The 16151-nt window shown below is 42.2% G+C and carries 16 protein-coding genes; 4 read left to right on the top strand and 12 right to left on the bottom strand.

Features of this window, described 5'->3' with window-relative positions; all coding sequences use genetic code 11:
• Nucleotides 1-13: 13 nt before the first annotated feature.
• The 5 genes from accA to dnaE all read right to left on the bottom strand — a co-directional run bounded on the left by accA (nucleotide 14) and on the right by dnaE (nucleotide 7524).
• Nucleotides 14-976, bottom strand: coding sequence for an acetyl-CoA carboxylase carboxyl transferase subunit alpha (gene accA / locus EDD68_RS04985; RefSeq protein WP_132371150.1), 963 nt, complete (start codon nucleotides 974-976; stop codon nucleotides 14-16).
• Nucleotides 973-1833 (bottom strand): acetyl-CoA carboxylase, carboxyltransferase subunit beta, encoded by an 861-nt coding sequence (accD, locus tag EDD68_RS04980; protein ID WP_132371149.1) that lies wholly within the window; start codon nucleotides 1831-1833, stop codon nucleotides 973-975. The genes accA and accD overlap by 4 nt, the downstream gene beginning before the upstream one ends.
• 167 nt (nucleotides 1834-2000) lie before the next feature.
• Entirely contained in the window at nucleotides 2001-2618 is a 618-nt protein-coding gene (locus tag EDD68_RS04975) for a FadR/GntR family transcriptional regulator (RefSeq protein WP_132371148.1), read from the bottom strand.
• 77 nt (nucleotides 2619-2695) lie between these two features.
• Nucleotides 2696-3934: an NADP-dependent malic enzyme gene (gene ystJ, locus EDD68_RS04970; RefSeq protein WP_132371147.1), complete on the bottom strand. Its 1239-nt coding sequence runs from the start codon at nucleotides 3932-3934 to the stop codon at nucleotides 2696-2698.
• A 233-nt stretch (nucleotides 3935-4167) separates the two neighbouring features.
• Entirely contained in the window at nucleotides 4168-7524 is a 3357-nt protein-coding gene (dnaE, locus tag EDD68_RS04965; RefSeq protein ID WP_132371146.1) for a DNA polymerase III subunit alpha, read from the bottom strand.
• Between the two features lie 137 nt (nucleotides 7525-7661).
• On the opposite strand from dnaE, the gene ytrH reads away from it, so the two are divergent.
• From ytrH to EDD68_RS04950, 3 genes are all read left to right on the top strand, one after another.
• Nucleotides 7662-7994 (top strand): sporulation membrane protein YtrH, encoded by a 333-nt coding sequence (ytrH, locus tag EDD68_RS04960; protein WP_132371145.1) that lies wholly within the window; start codon nucleotides 7662-7664, stop codon nucleotides 7992-7994.
• On the top strand, nucleotides 7994-8497 hold the full coding sequence (ytrI, locus tag EDD68_RS04955) for a sporulation membrane protein YtrI (protein WP_132371144.1): 504 nt from the start codon (nucleotides 7994-7996) through the stop codon (nucleotides 8495-8497). The genes ytrH and ytrI overlap by 1 nt, the downstream gene beginning before the upstream one ends.
• 108 nt (nucleotides 8498-8605) lie before the next feature.
• A complete protein-coding gene (locus EDD68_RS04950) occupies nucleotides 8606-8824 on the top strand; it encodes a YtzJ family protein (RefSeq protein WP_132371278.1) in 219 nt (72 codons plus the stop codon).
• Between the two features lie 171 nt (nucleotides 8825-8995).
• Here EDD68_RS04950 and EDD68_RS04945 read toward each other — a convergent pair whose 3' ends face one another.
• Complete coding sequence (locus tag EDD68_RS04945; protein ID WP_132371277.1) at nucleotides 8996-9952, bottom strand: DHH family phosphoesterase; 957 nt, start codon at nucleotides 9950-9952, stop codon at nucleotides 8996-8998.
• A gap of 126 nt (nucleotides 9953-10078) precedes the next feature.
• Here EDD68_RS04945 and EDD68_RS04940 point away from each other — a divergent pair, with 126 nt between their 5' ends.
• Nucleotides 10079-10369, top strand: coding sequence for a YtpI family protein (locus tag EDD68_RS04940; protein ID WP_165902064.1), 291 nt, complete (start codon nucleotides 10079-10081; stop codon nucleotides 10367-10369).
• 203 nt (nucleotides 10370-10572) lie between these two features.
• Here EDD68_RS04940 and EDD68_RS04935 read toward each other — a convergent pair whose 3' ends face one another.
• The 6 genes from EDD68_RS04935 to EDD68_RS04910 form a co-directional block, all read right to left on the bottom strand.
• Nucleotides 10573-11880, bottom strand: coding sequence for a CBS domain-containing protein (locus EDD68_RS04935; protein ID WP_132371276.1), 1308 nt, complete (start codon nucleotides 11878-11880; stop codon nucleotides 10573-10575).
• 66 nt (nucleotides 11881-11946) lie between these two features.
• Nucleotides 11947-12174 carry a hypothetical protein gene (locus tag EDD68_RS04930; RefSeq protein WP_132371142.1) on the bottom strand — a complete coding sequence of 76 codons (228 nt, stop codon included), beginning with the start codon at nucleotides 12172-12174 and terminating at the stop codon, nucleotides 11947-11949.
• A 153-nt stretch (nucleotides 12175-12327) separates the two neighbouring features.
• On the bottom strand, nucleotides 12328-13011 hold the full coding sequence (locus tag EDD68_RS04925) for a metal-dependent hydrolase (RefSeq protein WP_132371275.1): 684 nt from the start codon (nucleotides 13009-13011) through the stop codon (nucleotides 12328-12330).
• A gap of 66 nt (nucleotides 13012-13077) precedes the next feature.
• Complete coding sequence (locus tag EDD68_RS04920; RefSeq protein ID WP_132371141.1) at nucleotides 13078-14625, bottom strand: polyamine aminopropyltransferase; 1548 nt, start codon at nucleotides 14623-14625, stop codon at nucleotides 13078-13080.
• Nucleotides 14626-14812: 187 nt separating this feature from the next.
• Entirely contained in the window at nucleotides 14813-15208 is a 396-nt protein-coding gene (locus tag EDD68_RS04915) for a DUF350 domain-containing protein (RefSeq protein ID WP_132371140.1), read from the bottom strand.
• A 17-nt stretch (nucleotides 15209-15225) separates the two neighbouring features.
• Entirely contained in the window at nucleotides 15226-15906 is a 681-nt protein-coding gene (locus EDD68_RS04910; RefSeq protein WP_132371139.1) for a DUF4247 domain-containing protein, read from the bottom strand.
• Between the last annotated feature and the right edge of the window lie 245 nt (nucleotides 15907-16151).

Raw genomic sequence — 16151 nt, 5'->3', positions numbered from 1 at the left:
TTGCACGTAATCGTCAGTTATTTAAAGTAGTAAACGCACCGATCTGTTTATATTTTTCCCAGCGTAAATCCAGCAACTGTTTTGTTGACAGGGATCTCAGCTCATTGAGAGTGTCCATTAATACTTCATCCATATACTTCGCTTGAGCAACGATATCCCTATGGGCTCCTCCTTTAACCTCAGGAATCACTTCATCGATTACGCCCAGTTCCTTAAGGTCATAGGATGTAATTTTCATTGTTTCTGCCGCTTTTTGGGCCAAATTGGAATCCTTCCACAGCAGAGCTGCTGCCCCCTCCGGTGAGATGACTGAATATGTGGAGTTTTCCAGCATGTGAATCCGGTCTCCTACTCCAAGAGCAAGGGCACCGCCGCTTCCGCCTTCACCAATGACAATACAGACAATCGGAACTGTAAGGCCAGCCATTTCTTTTAAATTTCGGGCAATGGCTTCACTCTGACCTCGTTCCTCTGCTGCTTTGCCGGGATACGCTCCTTTCGTATCGATAAAGCAAATCACTGGTCGTCCAAATTTCTCTGCCTGTTTCATCAGACGAAGGGCTTTTCTGTATCCTTCTGGGTGAGGCATGCCGAAATTTCTGCGAATGTTTTCCCTGGTATCTTTGCCCCGCTGATGACCGATGACTGTAACAGGAATCCCTTTATATTTTGCCACTCCACCGACAATAGCCTCATCGTCTCCATAAAGACGGTCCCCGTGACATTCAATAAACGTATCAAATAATTCATGGATATAATCCAGTGTGGTGGGGCGTTCAGGATGTCTTGCCATTTGAACGCGATCCCACGGCTGCATATTTCCATATACTTCATCTTCCAGTTTTTCCAGACGGTTTTCAAGCCTGGTAATTTCCTCATTAAGATCTATTTCGCTGTCGCTGGTAAACTTTTTTAACTCGGCGATTTTTTCTTTTAATTCGACTACAGGTTTTTCAAATGGAAGGACATGTTTCATGATTGACCTCCTCCAGGCTGATGGATGTCTAATAAATCCGTTAACAGTTCCTTTAAATCATGGCGGTGGACAACTTTATCAAGTTGACCATGCTTTAACAGAAATTCAGCTGTCTGGAAATCATCAGGCAGCTTTTCCCGAATCGTTTGTTCAATGATCCGCCTGCCTGCAAATCCGATTAAAGCGCCTGGTTCGGCCAGGTTGTAATCACCTAAAGAGGCAAAGCTGGCAGATACTCCTCCAGTGGTTGGATGGGTCATGACTGTAATCAATAGCCCACCTGACCGATGGAATCGTTCAATGGCCACTGATGTTTTTGTCATCTGCATCAGGCTTAAGACCCCTTCCTGCATCCGTGCTCCACCGGAGGCAGTAAAAATAATGAATGGAAGTTTCTGTTCCCTTGCTCTTTCAATCGCACGGGCAATCTTTTCGCCAACAACCGAACCCATACTTCCCATTCTGAAATGGGCATCCATGACCCCGAACGCAGTAGTCAATCCATTTATGGTACCTTTTCCGGTGACAACCGCTTCATTAATGCCCGTTTTTTCCCGGTCCTTTTCTAATTTATCGAGATACTCTGGAAATTCAAGAGGATTTTCTGACACTAATCCGGAATCCCATTCCTCAAAGGTGCCAGCATCAATTAAGCTATCAATCCGTTCCTTTGCAGTCATACGGTAGTGATGGTCACAGTTCGGGCAAACTTTTAAATTTTTATCGAGCTCTTTTCTATAGTAAATCTTTTTACATTCAGGGCATTTAAGCATTAGACCTTCAGGTACTTCCTGTTTTGACTCTTCATTTGGAATGGTGGCGTACTTTTTTTTCTTGCTAAAAATATCTTTAAGCAAGTTGATTCCTCCTTTTGTCCGGAAACCCGCTTTCTAACTATACCGGAATATGGATGCAAAACCTGTCAAGACCTGTCTGGGGACATGCGACAATTTACGCTCGTCTGGTCTTTAAGGGTAAACAGATTTGTTCCTCGGCATCGCAGCAATCGGTCATGAAACTGTCTTCAATATTGTTCATATAATCTCAACATAATCTGCTGGATTTGCTGATGCTGCTTTTGATTTAGGGCATGTATTAATTCTTGATAGACCTTGCCGGTGTACGTAACTTTATGAACCGTTCGTGAGAACTCTTCAACAAGTTGCCAGATTTTTAACAACAAGCGATTTTCTGCCTTTGAAAAGATGCGCAAAAAAAATTGGAAATGAAGCTCTCGGCCATTTTTATACGTCTTATACATTTCTTTTAACTCATCTATATCATTCGGAGTCAGACGGTCAAGTGCCAGACGGATTCCTTCCTTTTCGAGGAGTTGCTTCACCTGAAAGAGTTCCTCTCTGGTTCTTGAATCACTTAGAATAAAGGTGGATAAAATTTCCACAGCATGATAAGGGCGATAAGACCGCAAAAACGTTCCTTCCCCCTGGCGTGTCTCAATTAAACCGAGCAACTCTATGGCTCTTAACGCTTCCCTCACCGAAGATCTTCCGGCATTTAGCTGCTCGGCAAGTTCCCGTTCTGAAGGAAGTTTATCTCCGGGAGTCAGATTGTATTCATCAATATATGTCCGAATTTTTTGTAAAACTTCCTGGTAGACCTTCACTTTTGGATGTTCACCCACAAAAGGTTCACCCTTCCTCCCTGTTGAAACAGGGGCTGAAATAACAAAAAATGAAACCGGTGAATGAGATAAACTGATTATTTGCCCTTAATGAACGACAGTTTTCTAGTTTTTTCAGCAATATATTCGGGATCAACAGAACGGCGTGCAACACCTGTCTCCATCGCCGTTTTTGCTACGCTTGCCGCTACTGCCGGCGCCACTCTTGGATCAAACGGAGCTGGAATGACATAATCAGGGTTTAATTCCTCGTCTGTTACTAACTCAGCAATGGCATTGGCAGCAGCAATTTTCATTTTTTCATTGATCCTTGTCGCTCTTACGTCGAGAGCTCCCCTGAAAATTCCAGGAAAAGCCAGGACATTATTTACCTGGTTCGGGAAGTCTGATCTTCCTGTACCAATTACTTTCGCACCTGCTGTCTTTGCATCTTCCGGCATGATTTCTGGATCTGGATTGGCCATGGCAAAAATAATCGGATCTTTATTCATACTTTTAACCATTTTTTGAGTTAATAATCCACCGACAGATACCCCAATAAACACATCTGCTCCCTGGATGACTTCTTCCAGTGATCCTTCAAGGCGGTCCTGGTTTGTGGTTTGAGCGATTTGATCTTTTACACGGTTCATGCCATAACTTCTTCCTTCAAAGATCGCACCCTTTGAATCACACATAATAATATCTCTGACACCCAGACTATACAGAAGTTTAATAATGGCAATGCCCGCTGCCCCTGCACCATTAGCAACGATTTTAATGTCTTTGAATGTTTTGCCCACGAGTTTTAAAGCATTAATTAATCCTGCTGCCGTTACAATGGCAGTGCCATGCTGATCGTCATGAAAGATGGGAATGTTGGTTTCTTTCTTCAATCGTTCTTCGATTATAAAGCAATTTGGAGCGGCTATATCTTCGAGGTTTACCCCGCCAAAAGTCGGCTCCATTAATTTTACGGTTTCTACAATCTGATCAACATGATTGGTATCGAGACAAATTGGGAATGCATCCACTCCTGCAAAACTTTTAAACAGTGCAGCTTTCCCTTCCATCACAGGTAATGCCGCTTCAGGGCCGATATTTCCCAGTCCAAGCACGGCAGAACCGTCTGTTACAACGGCAACCATATTTCCTTTCATCGTATATTCATAAACATCATCTTTGTTATCATAAATGGCCTTACAGGGCTCCGCTACCCCAGGCGAGTAGGCCAGGCTCAGGTCACGAGCATTTGTAATAGGCACTTTTGAATGGGTTTCTAATTTTCCGCGGTTGACGCGATGAATATGTAAGGCCTCTTCTTTTAGTTTTGACACGAAGAATCGCTCCTTTTCACATGTAAAAAAATCACATAAAAATTGGTCAGACCACTAACCTACTCCATTATAACAAATGGGTAAGGGGTGTAAAGTTAAAAGATTTTGTCCTGTATCTGGTCTACAAACCGATCGATCTGTGTATTATGTAAAGATAATAGAGGTCACAAAAGGTGTCAAGCACCGGAATGAGCATAAAAACATCCAGATGCCTGCCCCCCCTTTCATGACGGCTACTTTAACTTTTTTATGACCACTTGTTGATTACCAAAAAAATGCTTAAGTTTTTGCAGGCACTCTCTCTCCGGTCTCAAATAGAAATCACCACCAAGCCTGTATGTCCCTCCTCGTTTTTGGGAGTGGACAACTACAGGTGTATCCCCGGGGAAGGCTTCTGCCAATTCTTTTAAGAATGCCATTTGCTTTCGTTCATCATCATCATGAAGTTTGATATAAATGGCCTGTTCGGGGGATCGGGACAAATCTTCAAACCGAAAAGGTACTGCTTTCTGAATGATAATCTGAGTCCGGTCATTTCGTTCCTCAATTTTTCCTGTGACTGATACGATGATTTCTTCTTGAAACCATGGCTTAACCTGGCGAAATAAATCCGGGAAAATCACGGCTTCCATCTCATCGGTTTCGTCTGCCAGCGTGACAAATGCCATAGGGTCCCCCCTTCTTGTACGAATCACTTTGATCTCCTGAACAACAGCAGTTAAGGGCATGACTTTTCCTTTGAAGTCTCTGAGCTGCTGCAGCGTGAGGACCCCTTGCTTCCTTAAATCCTTACGCCTGCCTGATAACGGATGACTGGATACATACATGCCCAGAACTTCTTTTTCCAGTGACAGCTGTTTAAGATCGCTAAATGGAGCAGCTTTGGTGTATTGCACTTCCAGATTCCATTCATCCTCAAAAAGAGTTTGCTGATTCGTTAAGTCTCCAAAAAGTTCCCCTTGTTCCACTGCCTGATCAATCGAAGCAAGAAGTTCCGCCCGATTTGAATGGGTTTCATCAAATGCACCGGCAAGAATTAACGATTCAATGACCTGACGATTAACAATCCTGAGAGGAACGCGCCGGCAAAAATCAAATAAATTTTTAAAAGGATCATTCCCTCTGGCTTTGATGATGGCTTCAGCCGCCTGTTTCCCGACACCTTTGATGACGGTTAATGCCATGCGCAAATGATTGTTTTCCACCGTAAACTTACCAAAACTATGATTTACTGATGGCGGGAGGATTTCAAGTGAGAATTCCCGCGCCTCCTTCATGTATTGCCAGACTTTATCTTGATGATGTGATACAGATGTTAAAAGCTCCGCAAAAAAATAAGCAGGATAATGAGCTTTCAGATAAGCAAGTTGATAGGATATCATGCTATAAGCGACGGCATGGCTCCGGTTAAACCCATAATTGGCAAAACGGATAATCCAGTCAAAAATTTCCTCTGCCAGAGACTGTTCATATCCTCTGGACACACACCCCTTTATAAACTTTCCTTTCATTTCATCCATGATATGTTTTTGCTTTTTCCCCACTGCCCGCCTTAACAAATCGGCCTCACCCAGTGTTAAGCCAGCAATTTTATTCGCTATTTGCATGATTTGTTCCTGGTATATGAGCACGCCAAACGTTGGCTCAAGAATCGGTTTTAAATCTTCATGCAAATACGTCACTCTTTCCATTCCGTGTTTTCGTCTGATAAAATCGGGAATGAAATTCATTGGTCCAGGACGGTATAGAGCATTGACAGCGACGATATCCTCAAAATCGGATGGCTTCAGTCGTTTTAGCACGTTTTGCATTCCCGCAGATTCCAGCTGAAACACACCCATTGTCCGTCCGTCAGCCAAAAGTTCGTAAGTTTTCTTATCCGTCAGCGGAATCTCTTTGATGGAAAATCCCGGTCTTCCATGCTCCCGTATATGTTTAACAATCCGTTCAATCAGCGACAGATTTCGGAGACCAAGAAAATCCATTTTCAAAAGTCCGACAGTTTCCAGGTCATTCATCGGGTACTGGGTCAGTGCCAGATCCTCATGTCCCTGCATAATCGGAATATATTCCGTTAATGGCTGGTCACTGATTACAACCCCCGCAGCATGAGTTGAATGATGACGGGGCAGCCCTTCAAGTTTAATGGCAATTTTAAACAACGTCTTCAATGTCGGAGATTGCTGAACATATTGTTTTAATTCATCTGACTCTTTTAAGGCTGCTGACAACGAAGGCGTATTTAGCGGCACTTCTTTCAACAAAAACCTTGAATCTTCCTGATTGATTCCCATAGTTTTCATTAATTCCCTTAACAAAGATCTTGCAGCAAAGGTGCCAAAGGTGATGATCTGGGCAACCCTGTCCGCTCCATATTTTTTTTGCACATATTTAATGACTTCATCTCTCCGGTGGTCTGAAAAATCAATATCAATATCTGGCATGCTTGTCCGCTCAGGATTTAAAAAACGTTCAAACAGCAAATTGTATTCCAGCGGGTCCACTTCAGTTATGTCCAATAAATAGGCCACAAGAGATCCGGCAGCAGACCCCCGTCCAGGGCCGGTTAATATATGTTTCCTCCGGGCAAATTGCATAAAATCCCATACAATGAGAAAATAATCACTAAATTTCATACCTTTTAAAATATGAAGTTCATATTCAAGACGATCATATGCTTCTCTGGAAGGGTTTTTATATTTTTTGGTAAGCTGTTTCCGGCATATCTTTTCCAGGTACTGATCGGATGTCATTCCTTTCTCCGGAACGGGATATTCAGGCAAAAGATGCCTTCCAAAAGTCAATTCAAGGTGACAACGTTCAGCGATTAGTTCCGTGTTTTTCAAAGCATCATCAAAATCCCCCTGAAACTTGCGTACCATTTCCTGTTCAGTGGCAAGATGATGATGGAGAGTATCAGGCTGTTTATGGACACTCCATTTTTTCCCTTCTCGGATGGCCTGCAGACAGTCGAATGCATACGCATCCTCTTCCTCTAAATAGCGGACATCCTGCAGTGCCACCAGTTCTGCAGAAACATCTGCGGCCACTTCTCTAATGAGCCTGTTAAGCTTCCGTTCCTCTTCCCTGCCATGGTCTTCAATTCCAAGATAGAAGCGGCCAGCAACTGCCTGTTCTTTTATATTCCCCAAAAAGCGTCTGGCCTCTTCCTGTTCATCCTTCCACAGCAGGCTTTTTAGAGGGGATGTCTGAACGGGAAGGATAGCTGTCAGGTTGTCCCTGAATTGCGGGAACTCAGAAAGGGGGAGAGAACGGTTTTCCAGACTTTGAATTCTTGATGATAGAGCGATCAAATTCCGGTAACCCTTTGCATTTTCGGCAAGCACAATAAAAGGATATCGACTACTTGCATCAGCATCTTCTATGGTCAATTTTAACCCGATAATGGGTTTGATTTTGTATTGTTTGCAGGTTTGATAAAACTGAATTGCCCCGTGCATCACATATTCATCGGTGAGAGCAATGGCGTGAAATCCTTTAGCTTTCGCACCCTTCACAAGGTTTTCAATGGTTAGGGTGCTTCTCATAAAACTGTAACCGCTATGTACCTGCAAATGTACAAATCCCATGGTCATCACGCCTTCTTTAAGAATTACGTCTTCTTATATTATATCCCATTAAAAGATGAGGTGAAATAATATCATATGAATGGAAACAAGCCCATAGAATAAATTTGAGACAACTTTTTCAAGAGGAATGATTCAGAATGGATGAACGGTTTGTCGTTTCTCTCTTTCATTGCTACTTTATTGCTTTCGGGGTGTTAACGGGCGGAGCCATTATTGGCAGTATTGGTGCTTTTGCAGCAGGTGAACCTCCGATTACCTGGATGATGAGAACAGCTAAAAGCCTTCGAGTCTGGGCCATTGTGGCTGCAATTGGCGGGACATTTGATGCCATTGCGAATTTTGAACGGGGAATTTTTGAAGGTTCAACGGTCGATGTGTTCAAGCAGGTCGTACTGATCATTACCGCAATGGGCGGAGTGAAATCTGGAATGTTAGTCATTGAATGGTTTTCGCAGGAGGAAATCACATAATGCATATTCCAGCATATTATAAAAAGAAGGAAGTTCAATACTTCTTTTCTGGCGCAGTGATAGGAGCCATTATTGCATATATCATTTTTTTATATATGTATGGCAGCCAAACGGAAAGATGGATTGAAGAAAACATTCAGCTCCATTCTAAAATTAATGACCTCGAACGGGAAAACCAGACACTATCGAAAGACAAAGAAAATTTACAGAGTAAAACGAAAGAAAACCTCACCATACAAAAAATTGATGTGAAATTGCTGAATGCTGAACAGTTAAAGCTTGACCGCTTTGTCGTTTACCAGCTAACAGAATCCATAAAAGAAGAATTAGGGTCATTAATTGGCAAAACCATACCTTCTGTTTCCGAAAACGAATCCTTAGTCTTTGCTGCCATAGAAAATAAAACATTTTCAGTAGATGATTTTTCTTATGATGCGAAAATCACTACTTTAACCATCAGTCAGACATTGCGTGTCAAGGTAAAAATTCAAATAGCAAACTAATATTTGAACTTTTTTAAAAAATTCATAATTAATCAGAATTTTTCATAAAAAATAGGTTACAATAAAATTAGAAAGAAAAACAAACTACTTAAAGAAAGGGTGAGTTTTATGTGGGTCATTGACAGGCATAAGCAATTAGAAAACAAAATGAATCAATTGAGGAATGGTTATACAGCTTATGCTGAAACCGAAGAACTCATCCGATTGCTAAAAAGGCGCTTAAAAAAGCAGAACATGAATGTATTAATGGATCAAACAGAAAACGGTGTCTGGTTTATCCCAATTAAAGAAGAAGACATGCATCAGGAACAGAACCAGTACATGTAGATAGGTCAATTGAATGATAATAGTCTATTAAAATTACTATATCAGATCGGATGATGAGAAATTGAAAACATTTGAGTCATGTAAAAAGAATTTGGCCGCAAGGAAAAGGGGGTATCCTGAGGGATAGCCCCTTTGAACGTTTAAAGCCTGGCGAACATGCCAGGCTTTTCATCAATTATGTTGCATTTTAAATTTTTCGCATGCTAACTCTAAATCCCTGATGACCTCTACTGCTTGTTCCCACTTCGTAATGGATGCCCCCGCAGCCCTCGGATGACCGCCTCCATTGTATTTCGAGGCAATTTTGTTTACGACCGGCCCCTTCGAACGGAGACGAATGCGTATGACATCCGGTTCTTCCACAAAAAATACCCATGCCAGAATTCCTTCAAGATCACCGAGAATGCCGACCAACTGAGAGGTCTCTTCAGATGTCAGGCCATATTCATCTAACAATTCTTTTGTGATTTTGACGACACTTAAACCATTTTTGGAAATGGTGAAATTTTGCAAAATATACCCTTTAAAACGGGCTATGTGAGGTTTCGTATTATAAAGTTGATTATACAGGGTTTCCCGGTCAAAATCATATTTGACCAGTTCCGCAGCATACTGGAAGGTTTTCGGGGTTGTACTGGGGAACAGGAAACGCCCTGTATCACCTACAATTCCTGCATAAATCAGTCTTGCTGCTTTTTCATTCAGCACCAATCCCTGTTCTTTTCCGGCCAGATAGAGTTCGTATATCATTTCGCTCGTTGAGGCAGCATCTGTGTCTACCCACATCATATCTCCATAAGAATCGACATTTGGATGATGGTCGATTTTAATTAAAAATTTACCCATGTGATATCTTTCATCACAGATTCGTTCCCGGTTCGCGGTGTCACAAACGATGACAAGGGCATCCGAATAAGTTTGATCCTCGATGTCGTCCAATTTTGCCAGATAGCTCAGTGAAGGGTCTTCTTTTCCTGCCATGTACACATTTTTTTCTGGAAAAGAAGCTTTAATCATCTCTGCAAGTCCTCCCTGGGAACCGTATGCGTCCGGGTCTGGACGAACGTGACGGTGCAATATAATGGTATCGAATTCCTTAATCTTTGCTATAATTTCCATTTTCGACATAATCATGTAACGCCTCTCTTTATCTCATTATACTATGTATCTTAATACATTTAACATACGGTGGCAAAACCCCTGAAGAACCTGTACAATAGAAAAAGAAAAAAAGTGATAGGAGTCGTTGCAAAAATGATTGCTTTACCGGTTATTGTCGCGGTATCCCTTATTCTCTACCTTTATTTTAAAGTAAAAATATTAACACTAAAAGATACCCGTGAGATGTATTATACCAACGCTAAAGCACGGATGGCCCTTGGTGCGTTTGTATTCTTTTTTGGGATTTATCAATATTTTATTTTTCAGGGGAAATTCTCCCTGGTGATTGGCGTTGTTTTTATATTAATTGGCGGACTGCAGGGATACTATGGAGCAAAGCTGTTCAGGTACTTTAGGGAACAGATTAAAACTGAACAAGGATAAAAATTGGATGAAAACCCCTTCCAGGTCCAAACCGTTTCGACAGCCTTCATGGAATTTTAGGATTCATTAAATGACTCCACCTAAGAGAGTATTCATTTTTATGGTAAAATCTTTTCGTAAAACAGGCATGACGAAGCACAATATCCGAACTCATTCTATGTGGCAATGGAATAAAGTTCGGATATTTCATTCCCTGCATGAACCTACCTGTCAATAAACTGGACCATCAAAAAAGCTTTTCCCACCAGTGACTGATTCGTGTGAACTTCCACATCCACTTTGGCAACCTTTCTTCCCACCTCAAGTATTCGGGGCTGAATGGCAATTTCACTCCCCAGCTGAACCGGTTTCATAAAGTAAATGGATAAATTTTCGACTACCATATCCCCTTTTTTGTATTTCCTCAAAAGACGCTTTCCGGATTCCACAACCAATGAGGTAAATACACCGTAGGATAAGGTCCCCAACTGATTGGTCATCTGAGGAGTAATCTCTGAACGATATTCCGGTTCTGCATCATGGCTCATTTCGATCTGATTTGAAATGATGTCATCAATTGTTTCTCCTACCTGAGGCTGACGCTGAATATGCTGAAGAGCTTTGATGACATCCTGCCGGGAAATCACTCCCTGAAACTTGTGATGGGCATCTACAACAGGCAATAGTTCAATCCCTTCCCATACCATCGTGTGGGCCGCATTGGCAAGAGATGTTTTCGTCTGTACGGTAATCGGATGTTTTGTCATGACCTTCTCTATGGGCAGCAGGTTATCCTTTCCAATAACGTCTTTAGATGTAACCATTCCCACGACTCTCCGGTTTTCATCAATAACCGGATAACGGCTATGTCCGGTCTCCTCATTTAGCTCATGCCATTTTTTCACTGGGTCCCGGGTCGTTAAGTAGAATGTCTTTTCGAAGGGTATAAATATATCGTCCACTATAATAATTTCCTTTTTGATCAGCTGATCGTAAATCGCCCGGTTAATCATTGCAGCCACTGTGAAGGTATCGTAACTGGACGAAATAATTGGAAGCTGCTTCTCATCAGCCAGTTGCTTGACATAGTCTTCTGTATCAAAACCTCCGGTGATTAAAACAGCTGCTCCTGTTTTTAAAGCAAGTTCCTGTGCTCTCACCCGGTTACCGACTATGAGCAAGGAGCCTGCTTCCGTGTAGCGCATCATATCTTCTACCTGCATGGCCCCAATGACAAATTTGTTCAGCGTTTTGTACAGACCTTCTCTTCCGCCGAGTACCTGTCCATCCACTATGTTTACAATTTCCGCAAAAGTAAGCTTCTCAATATTTTCTTTTTTCTTCCGTTCAATCCGAATCGTTCCTACCCGTTCAATAGTACTGACCAATCCGATGTTTTCTGCCTCTTTTATGGCACGGTAAGCAGTCCCTTCACTGACATGAAGGTCTTTAGCAATCTGTCTTACCGAAATCTTGCGTCCGATATCCAGTGATTCAATATGCTGTAGTATTTGCTCGTGTTTTGTCGCCACCATGCTCACCATACTTTCAAATGTTGACTATTTATACCTGTATTATACAATTGTCAGGCAAAAGCTTCAATTTTGTCTCTGAATATCCGGTTTTGAATCAGATTGTGGCATCAAGGTTCCAAAAGAAATCTGGAGCAGTCTTGCCAGATTAGCCCCAACAACGAAAAAAAAGAATAATAACCAGCTGCCCCAGAACATCCCCTCCAGCGAAGAATCATATATTTCCGCATCAGGCAAGGCAAAATACAATAAATAAAAAGCAAATAAAAGACGAAAAAAGGCATACCTTTTCATTGGAACTTCCCCCTAACGGATTTCTTACTGTTAGAGTGTATGAGTTTCTTTTCAAGTCCATACATGGAAATCAATTGAGGTGCAGACATTTTTACATTATGACCAATAAAAAACCTTGTCTGTAGGACAAACAGACAAGGGCTTATTGTTTTGTTATAGACGTATAATATCTCCTGGTTTCATTACTTTTCCGATTCCTGGTTTTAACTGATCCACAAAAGTCCGGGGGTCCTGCTCAATAACCGGGAATGTGTTATAGTGAATAGGCACAACCCGTTTGGCCTTAAGCCATTCAGCGGCTAGAGCCGCATCTTCCGGCCCCATCGTAAAGTTATCGCCGATTGGCAGGAATGCCAGATCAATCTCATTCAGTTCGCCAATCATTTTCAAATCGGAGAACAGGCCCGTATCCCCTGCATGATAAACCGTTTTACCTTCAGCAGTAAACAAAATCCCGGCTGGCATACCTGTGTAAACAATGTTTTGGCTCTCTTCTTCTACAAAACTTGATCCGTGAAATGCCGGAGTATATTTTACCCTGCCAAAATCAAATTGATAACTTCCGCCAATATGCATTGGATGGGTGTTTAATCCTTTAAATGCTAAATAAACTGCCAGCTCATTGGGAGCGACAACGAGTGCATGATTTCGTTTGGCAATGGTTTCTGTATCCCCGACGTGATCATTATGACCGTGGGTAAGTAAAATCACATCTGCTTTTACGTCATCGGCATTCAGGTCACAATTTTCATTCCCGTTCATAAATGGGTCGATCAAGATTGTTTTTCCGGCCGTTTCAATTTTCACTACCGAATGACCATGATAGGAAACTTCCATCGCTGCTTTTCCTCCCATTCCTATTGTTTTCTTTTTTTACATTCGATAAAAAACTGCCTAAACCCTTTAATAATTTAACCAGGCTTTCTCATATTTTTCAATTAAATGAGGGTCAATCAACGTATTTGGAGTGATTTCAACCCGACGGTCACCTTTATAGATCCGATCGTCTTCATCTTTTCCAAAATCCGTTAGACTGTTTAAGAGATCTGTGGTTAAATAGCGGGTAGGAACATCGATCGACAGTTCATTTACTGTAATGGGATTCCTGCTAGCCATGACAAATCCCCAGTTCCCAAAGCTTGGTATATCTACATGGAAATTTTCAACATACAATCCGGTAGATTCCACTGTTTTTGAAATCGTCCAGTACACCTCTGTGGCAAACACCGGGCTTGTCGCCTGAATCATCAACGCTCCCCCGGGTAAAAGGTGATTGCGGAGAAGAGAGTAAAATTCTTTTGTATATAATTTGTTCAGACTTTCGTTATTCGGATCAGGAAGGTCAACAAGAATTACATCGTACCATTCATCCGTATGCTCCATATACTCAAATGCATCCTGATTGATTACCGTAACCCTTGGGTCCAGCAATGACCCTTCATTCAGGCTCAGCAAATGGTGGCTGCTGTTTGCCAGTTTCACGACTGCCGGATCTAGATCGACCAGAGTAATCTGTTTCACATCATCGTATTTTAAAAGTTCCCGCGCCACTAACCCATCTCCGCCGCCAAGAATAAGTATCTGATCATGTTTGTCTGCATATGCCATAGCTGGATGAACCAGCACTTCGTGATACCGATATTCATCCGTTGAGCTGAATTGCAGGGAACCGTTTAGGTACATTCTTGTATCTCCCTGCTCCTTTGTCAGGATAATTTTCTGGTATTTCGATTCTTCCATATAAATAATGGGGTCCCGGTAGAGTTTCTGTTCAAAAGTAAAGGCCAGCTGTTCTCCGAAAAACAGGCCGCCAACCAGCAAAACCCCGATTCCCAGTCCGACCGCACTGTGGGTTTTCCAGGCTTTGATCTCTTTCTTAAAAACGATGAGAATCCAGAGGGCTACTGCCAGATTAATGCACCCAACGAAAAAGGCACTTTTGACCATTCCCAGCTCTGGACGAAGCAAAAAGACAAAAAGCAGACCACCAATTAACCCGCCGGCGTAATCCGAAAACAAGACCCGGGCAGTACTTTTGTTCAGAGCTACCCCAAGCTCATTGGCTTTACGGATCAGAACAGGTAATTCCACACCTGTCAGGGCACCTATGATAAATGTAACCAGATACAAAAACAGGGCATCTGATCCTGAAGGCAAATAAGCTGTCACCCCGAACATGATGAAACTGGAAAAGCCACCAATCAGTGCAATGGAATATTCAATCCAAACAAAGGCCAAAATCAGTTGTTTTAAGATCCGCTCACTCAGGCTCGCTCCAATCCCCATGCCCGTTAAAAACAAGGAAATGGTTAACGTATATTGTTTTACACCATCCCCTAATATATATGATCCTAAAGCACCGAATAACACTTCGAAAATAATTCCACAGATGGAAACGATACCTGAAGACCAGTAGATGATTCTGCTTTTTCTTTCTGGATTTAATTCCAAAGATCATCACTCCGTATGAAAGCATTCCCTTCAAAAAACATTCATTTCCTGGATCAGGGCTATCTCCCGATCAACATTGATCATGAGCATCTTCTTCATGAGAAAATCCATTCTAACCTGGAGCGCTGCACGGTGGTAAGAAAATAGAATCCTTGCCCAATGAACAACAGGCAAGGATTTTTTATGGTCAGGTGATGGAAGCTCCGACAACAAAAGCAAGTGCAATGGATACAGCAAGGGCTACCATTCCTACCGCCACATTTCCTTCTCTTAGTTTCTCCTCAACGGAAAATTTCCTCGTTAATAATTCAAACACAAAATAGGCAATAATCTGTAAAACAACGCCATAACCGCCCCAGATGATGACCTCAAGGAGATTCGCACTATGATAGATGGCAAAAGATAGGATAATTCCGATACCAATCACTTTGCCTGCAATGGATAGTGCAACGGCCTGGTTTCCGTCTCCAATCTCTTCCCAGTCCTTATATTTCGTTGTCACCATTTCAAAAATCAACAGACCTGCTCCAATGACAATGATTGAAAGAATAAAATATAAGAACGTACTCACAAAAGGTTCCATTCTTACAACCTCCTTCATTATTTTCCAGATCCCGGACCGCCTCCCCGTGTATTCGAGGATGCTCCGCGCAGAGATCCCACATTACCGGACCGATATTTATCGGTTTTTGGATAACCTTCATAACAATTCCCGGCTGTACATTTACTCATTCTCTTTTTTCCCCAGTCGTCGACATCGAGCACCTCATCGAGCACCCACAGGGCAAAAAATCCATTAAAATAGTTCGGTGAATAATGATCCCGAACAAAATCAAGTGTAGCAAACTCTAGCAAAAGAATTTGGTTTTCATTCGGGTCTTCTTTAATCGTTAATATGCCTTCCGGGTAAATGAATATTTGCTCATTATTCTGGATCTCACTAGCTTTTTGAGGCGGAATGCTTTCTGCAATCCTATCGGAAAGTTGCTCGACTGTCAGATCCCTGGCCTGAAATATGGTTACCTGCTGGTCGGAGCCTTCGGAAATCACATCTCTTACTGGAAATAGGTCTTTCAGCATGGTTTCAATGTTGCTGTATTGGTTGTTGCTGATCTTTTCTTCCAGTTCCTCCAGAGACGGTCCGCTAATTTCGTTCGTCCCCGATGCTGAAATGCCCCGTTCAGCTTCTCCACTGATGTACTGGTTAACCTTGGAGTCTGAACCGCATGCTGAAAGCACCAGACCAGACATAATGATCATGGATATCAGCTTAAACCTCAACTTGCTCCCTCCCCTCGGATCAGGATGAGTGCACTAAAGAAACAATCGTTTTGTGATCAAAATCCTGCATAGGACGGAATGATTTACTAAAGGCTGTTCATTTCTCTGTATATATGTCAGAAAGAATTGGCCTGTCTCAGGAACCTAAAGACGGCCAATTCTCATTAAGGGTATCTGTCATTTTCTTTCGGATTGTGTGTCGCTTGCGGACGAGCACCTGTATTCTCACCATGAGCAGCCTCTTC

Origin of the sequence: Melghiribacillus thermohalophilus (assembly GCF_004342905.1) — a bacterium.
GTDB classification, from domain to species: domain Bacteria; phylum Bacillota; class Bacilli; order Bacillales; family Alkalibacillaceae; genus Melghiribacillus; species Melghiribacillus thermohalophilus.
The sequence above is the reverse complement of the archived record's forward strand: the minus strand, read 5'-3'. Positions and strand labels throughout refer to the sequence as shown.

Bases quoted from the DNA above. Each gene is read 5' to 3' on its own strand.
- EDD68_RS04950 (WP_132371278.1), top strand. From the start codon at position 8,606: ATGTGGGTCATTGACAGGCATAAGCAATTAGAAAACAAAATGAATCAA.
- EDD68_RS04940 (WP_165902064.1), top strand. From the start codon at position 10,079: ATGATTGCTTTACCGGTTATTGTCGCGGTATCCCTTATTCTCTACCTT.
- accA (WP_132371150.1), bottom strand. From the start codon at position 976: ATGAAACATGTCCTTCCATTTGAAAAACCTGTAGTCGAATTAAAAGAA.
- EDD68_RS04925 (WP_132371275.1), bottom strand. From the start codon at position 13,011: ATGGAAGTTTCCTATCATGGTCATTCGGTAGTGAAAATTGAAACGGCC.
- dnaE (WP_132371146.1), bottom strand. From the start codon at position 7,524: ATGGGATTTGTACATTTGCAGGTACATAGCGGTTACAGTTTTATGAGA.
- EDD68_RS04915 (WP_132371140.1), bottom strand. From the start codon at position 15,208: ATGGAACCTTTTGTGAGTACGTTCTTATATTTTATTCTTTCAATCATT.
- EDD68_RS04930 (WP_132371142.1), bottom strand. From the start codon at position 12,174: ATGAAAAGGTATGCCTTTTTTCGTCTTTTATTTGCTTTTTATTTATTG.
- EDD68_RS04945 (WP_132371277.1), bottom strand. From the start codon at position 9,952: ATGTCGAAAATGGAAATTATAGCAAAGATTAAGGAATTCGATACCATT.
- ytrH (WP_132371145.1), top strand. From the start codon at position 7,662: ATGGATGAACGGTTTGTCGTTTCTCTCTTTCATTGCTACTTTATTGCT.
- ytrI (WP_132371144.1), top strand. From the start codon at position 7,994: ATGCATATTCCAGCATATTATAAAAAGAAGGAAGTTCAATACTTCTTT.